Here is a 15,747-nt window from a genome sequence, read left to right on the forward strand (position 1 = left end):
TCTAGCCAAAGCCGCGTCGTCGCTATTAGTAGCAGTGCCTCCGCTTCATGATACACTACAGCTCATTCATTCTTACTGATAAACCTTAATGCTACTTTTAGTTATTTATATTGCCGTTGCCATTGGCGTCTCATTTGTCTGCAGTATCTTCGAGGCGGCACTGCTCAGCGTAACGCCAAGCTACATCGCCAATCTAAAGCAAACTAACCCTAAGGCAGCAGCTCGACTGGAAAAACAAAAAGCCGATGTTGAGGCGCCTCTAGTGGCCATCCTAACGTTAAACACCATTGCCCATACCGCAGGTGCTGCGGGTGCTGGCGCCCAAGCCACCAAGGTGTTTGGTAACGAATGGCTAGGAGTGTTCTCTGCCGTATTGACCCTAGGCATTCTTTTCCTGTCCGAGATCATTCCTAAAACTCTGGGTGCCAACTACTGGCGTACCATAGCTCCAAGTGTTTCTCTGGCACTGACCTGGATGGTGACCTTCACCAAGCCACTGGTATGGATGTCTCTCAAGGTCACCAAACTGATGGGTAAGGGCGAGCAAGGTAATTACATTCGCGCGGAGATGAGCGCCATGGCGGAAATTGGCCATGAAGCGGGGGAACTGGACAAGCAGGAGTCCAACATTCTCAAGCAGTTGCTTAATGCCCGTGAAGTACCGGTAACGGCGGTGATGACCCCAAGAACGGTGATCCATTCCGCCAGCCAGCACCTGAACCTCACCGAGTTCGTCACGGAAAATGCTGACGTTACCTTTACCCGTATTCCAGTGCATGACAAAGACCGTGATGACATCGTCGGTTACGTTCATCGCGCCGAGGTGTTGCTCGCGGAAAAGAACAATCCTGAGAAAGCACTGCGCTCTCTGAAAAAGCCAATCTTGGTGCTGCCGGAAGGCACTAAGCTGATGGCAGTGTTCGAGCAGCTTCTGAAACGCCACACTCAGGTTGCCATTGTGGTCGATGAGTACGGCAGCGTGCTGGGCCTAGTGACCATGGAAGACATCATCGAATCCCTGTTGGGACTAGAAATTGTTGACCTTAACGACCCTGCTGCTGACATGCAGGAAGTGGCGAAAAAACTGTGGGAGCAGCGCCAGAAGAAGCACCGCATTCAATTGAGCGACAACGACTCAGAAGAGGCATAATCTTCTCTGCTGCACTCTAAGCAAGAAAAAGGCGCCAATGGCGCCTTTTTTATATCCCTTCAAACTTTCTATAAAGTCAGCTATTTAACTCCTCCGGCGGGCAAGGGGCTAGCCAACATTAAGCTGACACCTTAAAACCTATCGATTGCTAATTCACTTTTGCAGTGAAAACGTACTCGGAACCGTCATCGCTGATAACTCACCAACTCTTAATTCTGATGCGGGAGCCTCTTACCGACTCGGGACGCCGAAATGACGCTACGATGAAGCAAGGCCGAGGACAGGATGTCCGAGAGGCCCGCTAAGTCAGGGATGACGCATCGGGCCGTTGCCAAAGCTGAATGTAAGCGAGAATGAGGAGATACGTCCCGTCATCGGCTAAGGGGAGTGCAGAGGGGTGAAACCCCTTGCCCGCCGGAGGCATATTCCCTAACTAAGCAAGCACCGCTTCTAATTTTTAACCCCAAAGAGAATGAAGGACACTTTACCGACTTTACTCAATTTCCATATTCGGAAAGTATACCGCCCTCTAAAACGCAAAAAGGACGCCAAAGGCGTCCTTTTAGGTCTTTATCTACTGAACGATTAGCGAGTGCGTGGGCACAGCTCTTCAGCAGTAAAGAAGTAAGCAATTTCGCGCTCAGCAGAAGCAACGGCGTCAGAACCGTGAACCGCGTTTTCATCGATGGAGTTAGCGAAATCGCTACGGATGGTACCACGAGCGGCTTCAGCTGGGTTGGTAGCACCCATGATTTCACGGTTAGCCAGAACTGCGTTTTCGCCTTCCAGAACTTGAACCATGATTGGACCAGAGGTCATGAAATCAACCAGTGCGCCGAAGAAAGGACGCTCTTTGTGCTCAGCGTAGAAACCTTCAGCTTGCTCACGGCTCAAGTGAACCATCTTAGAAGCAATGATTTTCAGGCCAGCGTTTTCGAAACGGTTGTAGATAGCACCGATCAGGTTTTTAGCAACAGCGTCGGGTTTTACGATAGAAAAAGTGCGTTCAATCGCCATTTTCTGCTCCAGTTTTGGTATGTCGTTATTAATTGGCGCGGATTATATGCCAAAAGCTGACAAAGATCTCGACCTAAATCACAGCCGCTGGAGACTTTATAACCTCAAAGCTCACAATTTACTTTGATATTTGACCCCAATCCACATGCTGTGCTCGTCACAGCAACGGCGCAAACGGGTAACGAAACCGAGCTCGTTGCCCTGCTCTATTACGCCATTAAGCTCTTTTGAGGTGCAGCAACCTAGGCTCTGAGGAAAGACCACCATCACTCGACCACAGTTAGCCAACAACCGCCAGCCAAACTGAAGTGCCTTGTAATTATCATCGGTGATTTGATCTTCGCTGCGAAGCCACACTAGGGCTTGATAACTGATGGAGTTAAGGCTTGGGCCGCGGGGGTGGATAGCGACATTGGGCAGATCGGCGTATTGCTGTTTCAGGAGGGCGACGTCTTGGTTATCTCGGGCGAGAATATGAACTTGGCCACGTTCGCCAACTTGCTGGGATAGTATCCGGACAAACCCCTCTTCACACGGCGATAGCACCAGCACCTTCTCGCCACGCTTAAGCGCCAATTTACGAAGAATGAAACGATATTTCCATTCAGGAAAACTGGCCTGCACCGAAGCGCTGGGTGAACTCTCTGTATAAGTATTGCGGATGTCCGGTTGCATTATTATTTCCGCCCTGGATTATTTGACGATTTTCACCACCAATCCCTTCACTGCGCTCGGAATAAAGAACCAATGCCCAAATTATCGAGGCGTATTCCAATCATTCGCACTGAATTCGACAACTATTGATGCCAAGAGCGAGTCAACCTCGCTCATCAATTGAACAACATACGTGCTCGGCGATTAAAAAAAAACCTTTTTATCCCATTAATGAGACAAATGTGGCGATTACCATTTCAATCTCCCCGTAGATATTGGCCATTCGCTGGTTCCAAGTAACGAATACCATTCTCATCGTTCTGCACATTACGGGTAGTTACAGTTTCAATAAAACTGAGACAACTTCGCAAGGAAAATGATTCCTGAGAAAGTTACTTTTTTTGCAAAAAATCTGCATAAAAACCAACGGTGCGGAATCATTTACCCGCGATCTTTAGTCACCAGTTGTGGCTGCCCCTTAGCTTTGCGATTGTAACCATGCCAACCATTGATCCATACCTTCACCCGAGGTTGCAGAAACGCAGATCACCTCAATGTCAGGATTTACCCGCTTGGCGTTGTCGATACAAAGCTGTAGATCGAAATTCAGATGTGGCAACAGATCGATCTTGTTTACCAGCATCAAACTAGACGCTGCGAACATGTCGGGATACTTAAGTGGTTTATCTTCACCCTCGGTCACCGACAAAATGGCGATCTTGTGTTTTTCACCTAGGTCAAAGCCTGCAGGACACACAAGGTTGCCTACATTTTCGATAAAGACCAATTCGCCGCCAACCAATTCCAATTGGTCGCAGGCGCGGCCAATCATGGCTGCATCTAAGTGACAGCCCTTGCCGGTATTGACCTGAATGGCTCGCACCCCAGTTTCTCGAATGCGGTCGGCATCATTGGCAGTCTCTTGATCCCCTTCAATCACCACCACTTTATCGCTACCAATACGGCGGCAAGATTCCGTCAATAATGTGGTTTTACCTGACCCAGGACTGGATACCAAATTGACCACCAACTGCTTGCCATGGGCAAAGCGATGACGGTTGATGGCCGCTAAGTCATCATTCTTGCCCAAAATGTCCTGCTCAATCTGAACCATGCGAGTTTGGCTCATGCCCGGTGCATGAGCGTGAGCAGGGCCTTGACCATAATGCAGATTGTCACCATCGCGCTCAGGGGAGAACCCTGTCACTGCCGGTTTTGCATCTGGCTGAACTGCAGACTCTGTAATGTGGTAGTGATAATGGTGGTGGACATCACCTTGATGGTGATAATGATGGTGAACAATTGGAGTAGAAGTCGGCTCGTGGCCGTGAGGGTGAGCACGTTGGTGACCATGGTCATGGGCATGACTGTGGTCGTGGTGGTGATCATGGCTGTGATCATGATCATGGTGGTGATGGTGATCTTCACCCTCTATTTTCAGATTACCTTCGGCGCAGCCGCATACGGTACACATGGTTACTCAACCTCCAGCGAACTGACGCGCATCTGAGTGCCATCAACCACCTGCAAACTGTGCCCTTCACAAAGAGGGCATGGATTGCCACGCCGAGACAGTGGCACCTGTTTGGCGCAATCAAAGCAATACGCCAAGCCGGGCGTAGTGTCGATGACCAAACGGCTGCCCTCGGCCAAGGTGTGACGGGTTACCGCATCAAAACCAAATCGCAGCGCTTCAATTTCAACGCCAGCCAACTCACCAACGGAAAGTTGTACCTCTTTAACGCGTTGAAACTGCTGGCTTTGTGCCTGCTGCTCAATGATCTGAACGATCCCCTCTGCCAATGACATCTCATGCATAGACGCATCATCCTTGTTTATAAATACCCTATCAAAGAGGAATACTCTTCTGACTAGTCTGCTCAGTGCAGTGTCGGGCAGTCATAATACTCAGCATCTATAGAGATAAACTTTGTTCTGAATCAGAAAAACCACAGACAGGGATCACAAATTAACAGAAGTCGAATGAGGATCGGCTTGCGACACGCCGATCCTCATTAAGCCCAATTAACCTTTAATGGTGTAGTTCCCCTTCATAAACAGAGTAACCACAACCGCTTGGTCACTGTTGTTCTTCCAATACCAACCATGGGATCCCGCCCAAGGAGCAGTGAGGGAGCCCTTCATGCCATCGGATGTGGTGATGGCAAAACTCTCAAAGTAGCCTGTGGTATCTCCTTTCGGCTCCCCATGGAAATCAAAATAGAGCTCGACGCCATCGGTTTTCCACTGATACTCAAGATGACCGTACTGCTCCATCAACAACTTATATTCGATGCCCTTACCCGGAGCCACCGTCACCGTCACCTGATCGCTGCGTTCGGCAAGGACTTGTGGGGATTTCAATTGTTGTTTGAGATCCACTACTGGCGGCGTTGCCGCGGCTTCAGCCAACTCCGTTAACCCCATGGCTTTGCCTAATCCCGTTGGGTCAATGTTGTATTCGGCGGGCAAAATGCAGCTCACCAAGACCACCGCGGCGATACCCGCTGCTGCTACCGTCGCCTTCACTAGGGTCGATACCGAATAAACCGGTGCGTTAAATTCACTCATGATAAATCCTTAACTCTCTGTTTTTTTTATTTCTTGTTCTAATCAATTAGTTAACCAAATAGCCCGTCAGCTGGTACCCAAACAGCATCATGCCGCCACTCATCAGTAGCACGTTGCTCACTTTGGCAAACTTGAGGTAACTGGGATGCAACCGCCAGAAGCACATGGCAATGAGTACGGCACCAAGAGCCAGAAACTGACCAATTTCAACCCCTACATTGAAGGCAAGGATGTTCGATACCAAACCGTCACTGGGCAGGTTGAACTCCTGAATTTTGGTCGCTAAACCAAATCCATGGAACAGACCAAAGATCATCACCGCCCATTTGGTATTTGGCTGAAACCCCAGTAACCGCTTAAAGCCGCCCAGATTATCAAAACCTTTGTAGACCACAGACAGGCCGATGATGGCGTCCACCAGATACGCGTTCACATGCACGTCCGCCAAGACCCCATACAGCAGCGTAATACTGTGCCCTAGGGTAAACAGACTGACGTAGATCAGTACGTCTTTGGCGCGGAACAGGAAAAAGATAACACCAACCAAAAACAGCAGGTGGTCGTAGCCCGTGACCATGTGCTTGGCACCGATGTACATGTAGGGAAGGATATTGACTCCCTGATTTACCGTTAAAAACTGCTTAGTGTCATCATCGACGCCGTGGGCCCACAGCGAAAATGAAGCACATAAAGCCAGCAGCAACACTATCCAACTAGTGGCCTTTCCTATGGTTTGACTCATGAGAGTTCTCACTTTTTACTTTTAGTTAGGGTGGGAGCCCCTCCCCCAAGGGGCTCCCGGTGTCGCGCCACCCATCAGACAAAAGGTGACGCAAACTCGGTTATGCGGTTTGTGCTTGTGGCTCAGCCCTGCGGCGGCCTGTTAAGCGATAAACCAGCATGTATAAGGTTGGTAGCACCACTAAGGTCAGCAGTGTCGACGAAGCAATGCCGCCAATCACCACCGTCGCCAGTGGCCGCTGCACTTCGGCGCCGGTACCGGTATTCAGCGCCATGGGGATAAAGCCAAGGCTGGCCACCAGTGCGGTCATCAATACCGGACGCAATCGTTGGCTAGCGCCACTGGAAACCGCGTCAAACAACGCCAATCCCTTTTCACGAAGCTCCTTAATAAAGGAGAGCATCACTACGCCATTCAATACCGCGATTCCCGACAGGGCAATGAATCCCACCGCCGCAGAGATCGACAACGGCATATCCCGAACCGCCAGCGCCAACACGCCGCCGGTCAGCGCCAGCGGCACGCCAGTAAAGACGATGATCGAATCACGGAAAGAGTTAAAGGCGCTGTAGAGCAGGCCAAAGATCAGCAGTAGCGTCAGCGGCACAACAACCATCAGGCGCTGCGTTGCCGACTCCAACTGCTCAAAGGTACCGCCATACTCAAGCCAGTAACCGCTGGGCAAGCCAAGGTCGCGATTCATCACGGTTTTGGTCTCAGCAATAAATGACGCTAGGTCTCGACCTTCAACGTTAGCAGTAACAATGACATGACGCTTTCCGCTCTGGCGACCAATCTTATTGGGGCCATTGGTCTCCACCAGATCCGTGACCTCCCCTAGAGGCACATAACTCAGATCCGGGTTCAGTTCGCTGTCCAGCGGAATAGGCAGTTTCGCCAGTTGTTGCAGATCCTTACCGGTGTCCTCATCCATACGAACCAATAATCGGAATCGCTTATCCCCTTCGTAGATGATCCCAGTCTGAGTACCGGCAATCGCCGTCTGCAGTGCCTGCTGCACGTCCACGACGGTGAGGCCCAGCAGCGCCAGATGATCCCGATTCGGCTCAACCGACAACATCGGCAAACCTGATAACTGCTCTACCCGAGCATCTTTAGCTCCTGAAATGCCGCCCAGCAGCCCTTCAGCTCGTTCACCAGCCCCTTTGAGTACCTCAAGGTCGTCGCCGTAGATTCGCAGCGCCACGTCTGTACGTACCCCAGCAATGAGCTCGTTAAAGCGCATCTCGATGGGTTGGGTGAACTCATACTTATTGCCTGGCACTGACTCCACCAACTCGCGCAATTCAGCGGTGAATTCCGCTTTGGTTTTGGCTGGATTTGGCCACTCGCTGTGGGGCTTCATCATCACGTAGGTGTCAGCCACGCTTGGCGGCATGGGATCGGTGGCCACCTCTGGCGTACCAATTTTCGAGAACACTCGCGCCACTTCCGGCAACTCTCTGATCACGCTTTCCAGCTCAATCTGCATCCGAATGGATTGATCAAGCCCGGTTCCGGTAACGCGCAGTGCGTGCACCGCCAGATCGCCTTCATCCAGCTGAGGTAGGAACTCAGCGCCAAGACGTTTCACCTGCAGAGAAGCAAAGACCACAATGGCCACCGCAGTAAGCAGCATTACCGCAGGGCGCTTCAAAGAGAAGAACAGCACCGGCTCATACACTTTGCGAGCACTGGCCATCAGCCAGTTTTCCTTCTCATTGACCTTACCGCGCACAAACAGCGCAATGGCCGCTGGCACAAAGGTAATGGCGAAGATTAGGGCACCTAGCAGAGCCGCAACCACGGTAAAGGCCATGGGGTGGAACATCTTTCCTTCCACGCCAGAGAGGGCGAAGATCGGCAGATACACCAACATGATGATCAGCACCCCAAACACTGCAGGGCGGAACACCTCTTTGGTCGCCGACGCCACCACCTGCAATCGCTCCTCCAGAGTCAGCAGACGGCCATGACTATGCTGGGCCATGCCGAGGCGACGCAGGCAGTTTTCCACCACGATCACCGCACCATCAACGATGACGCCAAAATCGATGGCACCAAGGCTCATTAAGTTACCGGAAACGCGGTTGGCCGCCATGCCTGAGATGGCAAACAGCATGCTCAGTGGGATCACCATGGCAGCAATGAAGGCAGCTCGGAAGTTGCCCAGCAGCGCAAACAACACCACGATCACCAGTACCGCCCCTTCGAACAGGTTCTTCTGTACCGTCTCGATGGTTTTGTCCACCAGGGTGGTGCGGTCATACACCGCTTCTGCCACAACACCGTTCGGCAGGCTGAGGTTGACCTCTTTGAGCTTTTCGCCCACCGCCTTGGCCACCAAACGACTGTTTTCCCCTAGCAACATGAAGGCGGTCCCCATCACGGTTTCTTTACCGTTTTGGGTTGCTGCACCGGTGCGCAGCTCTTTACCGTAGTAAACCTTGGCCACGTCACGAACTCTTACTGGCGCATCATCACGCTTGGCGATCACCACATTGCGGATCTCACCCAAGTTATTCAGCTGCCCAGGGGAGCGCACCAGCCACTGGCTGCCGTTTCGCTCCACATAACCCGCACCCGCGTTCAGGTTGTTACGCTCCAGCGCCACAATCACATCCTGCATGGTGACCTTAAAGGAGAGCAACTTGCCGGGATCCGGTGCCACCTGATACTCACGACGATAACCGCCGATGGAGTTGATCTCAGTAACCCCCTCCACCTTCACCAACTGCGGGCGGATAATCCAATCCTGAATGGTGCGCAGATCTTCCGCGTTATAGGGAGTTCCATCGTCTTTGAGGGCCCCATCTTTGGCACTCACGGTATAAGTGAAGATCTCCCCTAGGCCACTGGCAATGGGGCCCATTGCTGGCTCAAGCCCTTGGGGCAGCTCACTGCGGATGCCCTGCAGGCGCTCGGCAATCTGCTGGCGAGCCCAGTAGATATCGGTGCCTTCATCGAAGATCACCGTCACCTGTGACAAGCCATATTTGGAAACCGAACGGGTGTAATCCAAGTTTGGAATGCCCGCCATGGCAGTTTCCACCACATAGGTGATTCGCTGCTCGCTCTCCAACGGCGAGTAACCCGGAGCCATGGTATTCACCTGCACCTGCACATTGGTGATATCAGGCACCGCATCAATGGGTAATTTCAGGGTGTTGTAGACCCCGTATCCGGCGATGAAGAGTGTCACCGCCAACACAAACCAGCGTCTGCGAAGCGCAAACGCAATAATGGCGTCCATCATAACTGCGCTCCTAATGGTCGTGTTTGGCGGCGTCTTTCATCACGTCCGCAATTAACACATAGCTGTTTTCAGTGACGTATTCGGTACCTGGCTCAAGCCCACCTAATACTTCAACGTAATCGCCCGCACGCTCACCCAATTCCACCATGCGCACCTCGAAGGTATTGCCGTACTTGGCAAACACCACGTCCATATCGCGAAACTTCTGTAATGCGCTCACTTTGACCGCCAAAGGAGCCTGCTTGGTTCGCGTTTGAATTTGGGCTTTAACGTGCATGCCAGGACGCCAATGGCCATCGCGGTTATCGATGACGGCACGGACTCGTGCAATATGTCCACCAGTCATCACCGGTGCGATGTAACTCAGCTCGGTTTCAACTTGCTCGCCGCCATGCATGTCAGCCACCACCATCGACATGCCGACGGCCAGTTTTTCTAAGCTGTCCGGAAAGGCAGACAGCTCAACCCACACGGTGTCGGTATTGGTGATCGTAACGATGGCGGAGGCGTTGGTGCGGTCGCCGGCGTTCAGCAACTGCTCGGTGACTTCACCACTGGCAGGACTGGTGACCTGATAACTTTGCAACGTATCGTTGTTCACCACGGTGGCAATTACCTGCCCCTTTTTCACACGGTCACCAATGTTGACGTGCAGTCGCTGAATGATGCCTTGATAAGGCGCATTCACCGCAAACACCTCACTGGCAATCGGTGCAACGATACCGAATAGCTCATCCGTAAACGTAAGCGGCTGGCTAATCGCTGTTTCAGTACCAATTTCAGATAGTTTGATGAGTCGATCATTGATGGTGGTTCGACCTTCGTGGTTTTCATACGACCACTGGTAAGCCTTACCTGCGAAGTTAGCACTTACATCCACATCAAAAGAGTGAGGCTCGGTCACCACCTGATTTGAGACTAGGTAGCCGTTCTCAGGGGTAAAGCTTAAGTTGTTCACCGCGCCTCCCAATCGAGAAAGCACTACCGACAGATTGACTTGGCTCGGATCCACTGGCTCGCCTTTGGAATAGGCAAACACCCGCATCTCTGGTGGAATGCCCGTTTCAAATACGGTGATCTCTAGGTCGAAATCCCCTTGCTCAATCATCTTGCCGCCATTGGGGCCTTTGGCCTCTTCCTGGTGCTCATCATGGCCATGACCGTGGTCACCCGCGAGGGCTTGAGGCACAACTCCGAACGACGCGATCATCATGGCAGCAACAAGGCTTGTTAGTTTCAAAGTCATTAGAGTGTCTCCTGCACCGAGCTCAGTTCGGTCTTAGTCATAGATTGGCCAGTGATTCGCTCCAGCTCTAAGAGCTGAAGATAGGTGGCGGCTTTGGCTTCAATAAGCTCTCGCTCAATGGCAAACAGCTCATTCTGCGCATCAACCAGTTGCAGCACATTGGCCTGACCGATGCGATAGGCGGATTCGGTGTCTTTAAGAAGCTGCTTGGCGATAGGTAAGATTTGTTGGGACAGTCGTTGCCCTTGAGACAGGTTGTTGCTCATCCCTTGATGAATCTCCAAAAGCGACAGCCTGAGCTCACTGCGAGCCAGACGTTGCTGTTCCAGCACTTTGTCCTGCTCGGCTTTGGCGGCGAGAATATTGCCCTCGTTGGGGTTAGTCAGCGCTAAAGGGATGGAGAAGTTAAAGGTTAGCCCGGTATCATCCAGCGCCTCATTGCGGCGAATGCCCATCCCCACGGTAATATCCGAGTTGGCGTTCGCCTGAGCCAAGCGAACCTTGGTGTGACTCAGCCGCTCCAGGTCCAGCAAGCGAACAAAACTTGGAGCGGTTTCGATGGCATTAAGCACATCAGCCGCCTCGGGCAGTTGAGGAAACTCAGAAAGCTGCCCTTCCACTTGGGAAAAGTCACCCTCACTGCCCCACATGGCGGCGAGTCGACGTTGAGCGACTCTCAATTCTCCCCCTAGACGCAGCCCCACCGCTTCAGAGCGAGCCACACGCAGAGCCATTTTCGACACATCCGCTCGAGCGATCGCACCGGCATTTGCGCGCTTCTCTATGGTCGCCAACGCGTTGCGTTCAATCTCGATACGACGTTGGTTCCACTCCTCCAATGCCTGCAAGCGCAGTAGTTGATAGTAGCGATTGGCGGCTTCAGACAGCACATCTAAGCGAGTAAGCTCAAACTCACTGTTCAGTTGGCGCAACTCAAATTCCGCCACCTCAATACGGCGCTGTCGTTTGTCGCCCATCTCGATCAATTGACTCAATGCCAGATTGGTTTCAGCACTACTCAGTGCCGACATAGCGCCGGTTCCCAGCACGTTTTCTAAGGACATCGACACCCGTGGGTTCGGTCGAATCCCAGCTTGCAGCTGCTGCGCTTCGATAACACGCTGCTCATAAGGAAAGGTTTTTAAGTTGGGGTTATTGAGTAGGGTCTGCCCCAATACCCAAGGCAAATCAATCGTTTGCTTAATAGTTCCAGCAATAGCAACGCCGGACAGCCCAAAAGCAAAAATTGATATAAAGCAAAGTCTTAGCCATTGGCTAACACCATTTTTGTTGTGCACCACAGTAAACTCCACCATCGACGGTCATGGCCGCCGACATCAATGCAACAAAAGGAAAACTGAATGCGCTATTGGTACGGCAAGTCGGTTGACATCGCATTATCGATGGCAAAAAAACACGCCCAATGTAGGTCAGTAACCGCAGTCACAAACCCAAAGCAAACAGTAAAAGACTATGAGTGGCGCTGGGTATCTGGGGGTGGAATGAGTGGCGCGTAGGTGCGCTTAAGCAGAGGTTGGATCTCTGGAGCAACCCGATCGCCGGCCAAGAGTATGGCGTCGACCAAAGAGTTCTTAGGCGGATGACAGGTCACGTGAGAGTGATTGGTATGTTCATGTTCGTGGTTAGCGTCCTCAGAGGGACTGATCAACTCAGAGCAGGAACAGCAATCACATTGCTTAGGTGTTGGGTTGTGGTCGGCATTGTGATCATGGCCATGATCACTTGCGTGAGAGTGACTGTGGACAATGAAAAGCCCAAAGGCGTTATCGTTGTCGGTGACCTCCACTGAGGCCCACACACAATTAACGAAAATCTGGCACACGAACAACACCAGCGCCATGGCCAGTGTTCGCTTCGATTGCGTTTGACGCATTGAAGGGTTCGAGTAAGTCACAGAACAGTCTCGTTAATATTGGATAGCGGCTATTAAAACAAAGCCAATACAATGAATCCAGCAATCTGAGCCAGATTTCGAATGAGACCAAGTTTCATTTACAAAATTGCTTAAGAAAACCACCCAACTCACAAAGTGTGATCTACCTCACCATTAGATAGACAAAAGGCGAACTCGCAGGTTCGCCTTTTGATGCCGTTTCAATGTGGAGGTTATTCCGCTTCGTCGATCCAAGCTTGTTGAATCGCTTCGAGAATCTTCTCGTTACAACGCTCTGGATCGTCATCAAAACCTTCCAGCTCCAACACCCATTGACGCAGCTCAGTAAAACGCAGTTGCATTGGGTCCACATCTGGCTTGCTGTCAACCAGTTCGATGGCGATATCTTGCACATCAGTCCATTTCAGTTGCATCGATGCCCCCTTAGGTTCGATTAGTGGTTTTCGCTAACTTGGTTAACGGTGTACTTAGGAATGTCCACCACCAAGTCTTCGTCGGCAACTTTCGCTTGGCAGGAAAGGCGTGATTCTGGCTCCAGACCCCATGCCTTATCCAGCATGTCATCTTCCAGCTCATCGCTCTCTTCCAAAGAGTCAAAGCCCTCACGCACCACTACGTGGCACGTGGTGCAGGCGCACACCTTCTCACAGGCGTGCTCAATTTCAATGCCGTTTTTCAGCGCCACATTTAAAATGCTCTCGCCAGTTGCGGCTTCCACCACCATCCCTTCTGGGCAGTGCTCTTCACTTGGTAAAAAGATGATCTTCGGCATGGCCGACCCCTTACATTTTATCTACGGCCTGGCCGGACAGCGCACGGCGAATGGAAAGATCCATACGGCGGGCAGCAAATTCAGCACTGGCTTTGTCTAGTTGTTCGATTGCGGTTTTGATCGCTTGACCGTCGGTGCCTTGGCACAGAGCGCTCAGCGCCACCATCAGTTGGCGCAGCTCCTGTTGCTGATGTTCACGAAGTAGCTCTTCGCCATCGGCATCCAGTGCCGCGGTAAGACTCTCAATCACACGCTGAGCTTCGATGCGTTGCTCAGTCAGCATGCGTTGTTCAATGTCCTCTTTAGCGTGCGTCATCGACTCGGTGAGCATGCGGGTAATTTCAGTTTCCGATAAGCCAAAGGATGGCTTCACCTGAATAGAGGTCTGAACCCCAGAGCTCTTCTCTTGGGCGGTAACCGACAACAAGCCATCGGCGTCCACCTGGAAGGTCACTCGAATCACCGCGGTGCCCGCCGTCATTGGCGGGATACCACGCAGTTCAAAACGAGCCAGCGAGCGGCAGTCAGCCACCATCTCACGCTCACCCTGCACCACATGGATTGCCATGGCGGTTTGGCCATCCTTAAAGGTGGTAAATTCCTGAGCTCGGGCCACCGGAATAGTGGTGTTACGAGGAATGACTTTCTCAGTCAGGCCACCCATGGTTTCCAAACCCAAAGACAACGGCGCCACATCCAGCAGCAGCATGTCGGAATCAGGCTTGTTGCCCACTAGAATATCTGCTTGAATCGCTGCACCGATGGCCACCACTCGATCCGGGTCGATGCTGGTCAATGGCGTACGGCCAAAGAACTCACCCACCTGCTCGCGAACCAAAGGTACACGGGTAGAGCCGCCCACCATCACCACTTCGAGCACTTCCTCTTTATCAAGGCCAGCATCACGAAGGCTGCGGCGGCAAGCCATCAGGGTCTTCTTAACCAATGGCGCAATCAGCTCGTCCAACTGGCTGCGGGTCACTTGCCCTTGCCAGTCACCAATTTGTGCGGTCACGCTGTCGGTGTCGGTAAGCGCCTCTTTTACGCGGCGAGCTTCCGATTGGATTTGACGAAGCAAGCTGGCATCCGCATCGGCAATGCCAGCAGCATCAGAGAGGTAATCCGCCAGCAGGTGGTCGAAATCATCACCACCCAGAGCGGAATCACCGCCGGTAGCCAATACTTCGAATACGCCTTTGTTCAGACGCAGAATCGAGATATCGAACGTACCACCACCGAGGTCATATACGGCGATCACGCCCTCTTGGGCGCTGTCTAGGCCATAGGCGATGGCAGCGGCAGTGGGTTCGTTTAGCAGACGCAGAACCTTGATACCAATCAGTTCAGCAGCGTCTTTGGTGCCTTGGCGCTGGGCGTCATCGAAATAGGCCGGCACGGTGATCACCGCCCCTTGCAGTTCGCCACCTAAGGTAGCTTCAGCGCGGGCAACCAAAGGCCGCAGCACTTCGGCGGAAACCTGCACAGGGTTCATCTTGCCCTGACGAGTCACCAGCAATGGCAGGCCGTTGTCAGAGGCTTCGAACTGATACGGCAGCTTTGGGTAACGCTCGCTAATGTCAGCAAGAGAGCGTCCCATAAAACGCTTCACCGAAACGATGGTGTTTTGCGGGTCGCGGCTGGCGTTGGCATAGGCATCAAAGCCGGTTTCAACCCCTTGCTCCAGGTAGCGAACCACCGACGGCAGACGATGACGGCCTTGGGAATCGGCAAGGGTGGCGGCTTCGCCACTGCGCACTGAGGCCACCAAGGAGTTGGTGGTGCCCAGATCAATGCCCACAGCCAGCTTGTGTTGATGAGGTGCGGCCATCTGGCCAGGTTCTGCAATTTGCAATAGTGCCATAATTAGTGCTCTGAAGTGCTAGGCCAGAAGTTTATCTTCTAGCTGAACCAGCTCTTCCTCCAGCTTTTTCATAAATTTTAGTTTGCGAACCGAATCGGCGGCGGTTTGCCACTGGTGTTCGGCCAGTTGCTGTTGCATCTGCTGCATCAAGGCTTTCGTTAACCCAGCAAGCTCATCGGCAAAATCCATGGCCGCGCTCTCTGGATCGCTGGCGTGCTCCACCTCTTCCAAAGACTCGCGCAGCATCATCTGCTGCATCAAGAAGCTGGTGTCTTTGATGGTTTGGGTTTCCCCCATCAGCTCAACGCCATTGAGTTTTAGCAGATACTGAGCACGAAGAATAGGATCTTTCAATGTCTGAAAAGCGTCGTTGATCTCAGCCGCTTTCTGAACTGAGAGCAAGCGCTCGCGCTCACTGGCATCGGCAAAGTTGTCAGGATGAACCGTGCGCTGCAGCTCACGGTAGTGCTCAGAGATGGCACTTAAGTCGACGGAGAAGGCCGCCGGCAGGTTAAACAGCTCAAAGTAGTTCATGGTTCCCTTTCACCATTCACATCAAAGCC

The 15,747-nt window shown here is 52.3% G+C and carries 15 protein-coding genes; 1 reads left to right on the forward strand and 14 read right to left on the reverse strand.

Annotated features, from left to right (window positions below; genetic code table 11):
- The first annotated feature begins 88 nt into the window (after positions 1 to 88).
- Positions 89 to 1,150 carry a CNNM domain-containing protein gene (locus FCL42_RS11280; RefSeq protein ID WP_136863525.1) on the forward strand — a complete coding sequence of 354 codons (1,062 nt, stop codon included), beginning with the start codon at positions 89 to 91 and terminating at the stop codon, positions 1,148 to 1,150.
- Between the two features lie 585 nt (positions 1,151 to 1,735).
- On the opposite strand, the gene ndk is transcribed toward FCL42_RS11280, so the two are convergent.
- The 14 genes from ndk to hscB all read right to left on the reverse strand — a co-directional run bounded on the left by ndk (position 1,736) and on the right by hscB (position 15,718).
- Entirely contained in the window at positions 1,736 to 2,167 is a 432-nt protein-coding gene (gene ndk / locus FCL42_RS11285; RefSeq protein ID WP_136863526.1) for a nucleoside-diphosphate kinase, read from the reverse strand.
- 111 nt (positions 2,168 to 2,278) lie between these two features.
- Positions 2,279 to 2,842, reverse strand: a complete 564-nt coding sequence (locus FCL42_RS11290; RefSeq protein WP_136863527.1) for a hypothetical protein — start codon at positions 2,840 to 2,842, stop codon at positions 2,279 to 2,281.
- 457 nt (positions 2,843 to 3,299) lie between these two features.
- Positions 3,300 to 4,295, reverse strand: coding sequence for a hydrogenase nickel incorporation protein HypB (gene hypB / locus FCL42_RS11295; RefSeq protein ID WP_136863528.1), 996 nt, complete (start codon positions 4,293 to 4,295; stop codon positions 3,300 to 3,302).
- 2 nt (positions 4,296 to 4,297) lie between these two features.
- A complete protein-coding gene (hypA, locus tag FCL42_RS11300) occupies positions 4,298 to 4,639 on the reverse strand; it encodes a hydrogenase maturation nickel metallochaperone HypA (protein WP_136863529.1) in 342 nt (113 codons plus the stop codon).
- Between the two features lie 207 nt (positions 4,640 to 4,846).
- Entirely contained in the window at positions 4,847 to 5,392 is a 546-nt protein-coding gene (locus FCL42_RS11305) for a hypothetical protein (protein WP_136863530.1), read from the reverse strand.
- 46 nt (positions 5,393 to 5,438) lie between these two features.
- Positions 5,439 to 6,134, reverse strand: coding sequence for a HupE/UreJ family protein (locus FCL42_RS11310; RefSeq protein ID WP_136863531.1), 696 nt, complete (start codon positions 6,132 to 6,134; stop codon positions 5,439 to 5,441).
- 100 nt (positions 6,135 to 6,234) lie between these two features.
- Positions 6,235 to 9,390 (reverse strand): efflux RND transporter permease subunit, encoded by a 3,156-nt coding sequence (locus tag FCL42_RS11315; protein WP_136863532.1) that lies wholly within the window; start codon positions 9,388 to 9,390, stop codon positions 6,235 to 6,237.
- Positions 9,391 to 9,400: 10 nt separating this feature from the next.
- Positions 9,401 to 10,636: an efflux RND transporter periplasmic adaptor subunit gene (locus tag FCL42_RS11320; RefSeq protein WP_136863533.1), complete on the reverse strand. Its 1,236-nt coding sequence runs from the start codon at positions 10,634 to 10,636 to the stop codon at positions 9,401 to 9,403.
- Positions 10,636 to 11,823, reverse strand: a complete 1,188-nt coding sequence (locus FCL42_RS11325) for a TolC family protein (RefSeq protein WP_229359845.1) — start codon at positions 11,821 to 11,823, stop codon at positions 10,636 to 10,638. The genes FCL42_RS11320 and FCL42_RS11325 overlap by 1 nt, the downstream gene beginning before the upstream one ends.
- 284 nt (positions 11,824 to 12,107) lie before the next feature.
- Positions 12,108 to 12,551, reverse strand: coding sequence for a hypothetical protein (locus FCL42_RS11330; protein WP_136863535.1), 444 nt, complete (start codon positions 12,549 to 12,551; stop codon positions 12,108 to 12,110).
- 212 nt (positions 12,552 to 12,763) lie between these two features.
- Positions 12,764 to 12,964: a Fe-S cluster assembly protein IscX gene (gene iscX, locus FCL42_RS11335; RefSeq protein WP_205729260.1), complete on the reverse strand. Its 201-nt coding sequence runs from the start codon at positions 12,962 to 12,964 to the stop codon at positions 12,764 to 12,766.
- A 20-nt stretch (positions 12,965 to 12,984) separates the two neighbouring features.
- On the reverse strand, positions 12,985 to 13,323 hold the full coding sequence (fdx, locus tag FCL42_RS11340; RefSeq protein WP_136863536.1) for an ISC system 2Fe-2S type ferredoxin: 339 nt from the start codon (positions 13,321 to 13,323) through the stop codon (positions 12,985 to 12,987).
- 10 nt (positions 13,324 to 13,333) lie between these two features.
- Positions 13,334 to 15,184, reverse strand: a complete 1,851-nt coding sequence (gene hscA / locus FCL42_RS11345; protein WP_136863537.1) for a Fe-S protein assembly chaperone HscA — start codon at positions 15,182 to 15,184, stop codon at positions 13,334 to 13,336.
- 18 nt (positions 15,185 to 15,202) lie between these two features.
- A complete protein-coding gene (gene hscB / locus FCL42_RS11350) occupies positions 15,203 to 15,718 on the reverse strand; it encodes a co-chaperone HscB (protein ID WP_136863538.1) in 516 nt (171 codons plus the stop codon).
- Positions 15,719 to 15,747 lie beyond the last annotated feature (29 nt).

The organism is Ferrimonas aestuarii, from assembly GCF_005116665.1.
In the GTDB taxonomy this organism is placed as follows: Bacteria; Pseudomonadota; Gammaproteobacteria; order Enterobacterales; family Shewanellaceae; genus Ferrimonas; species Ferrimonas aestuarii.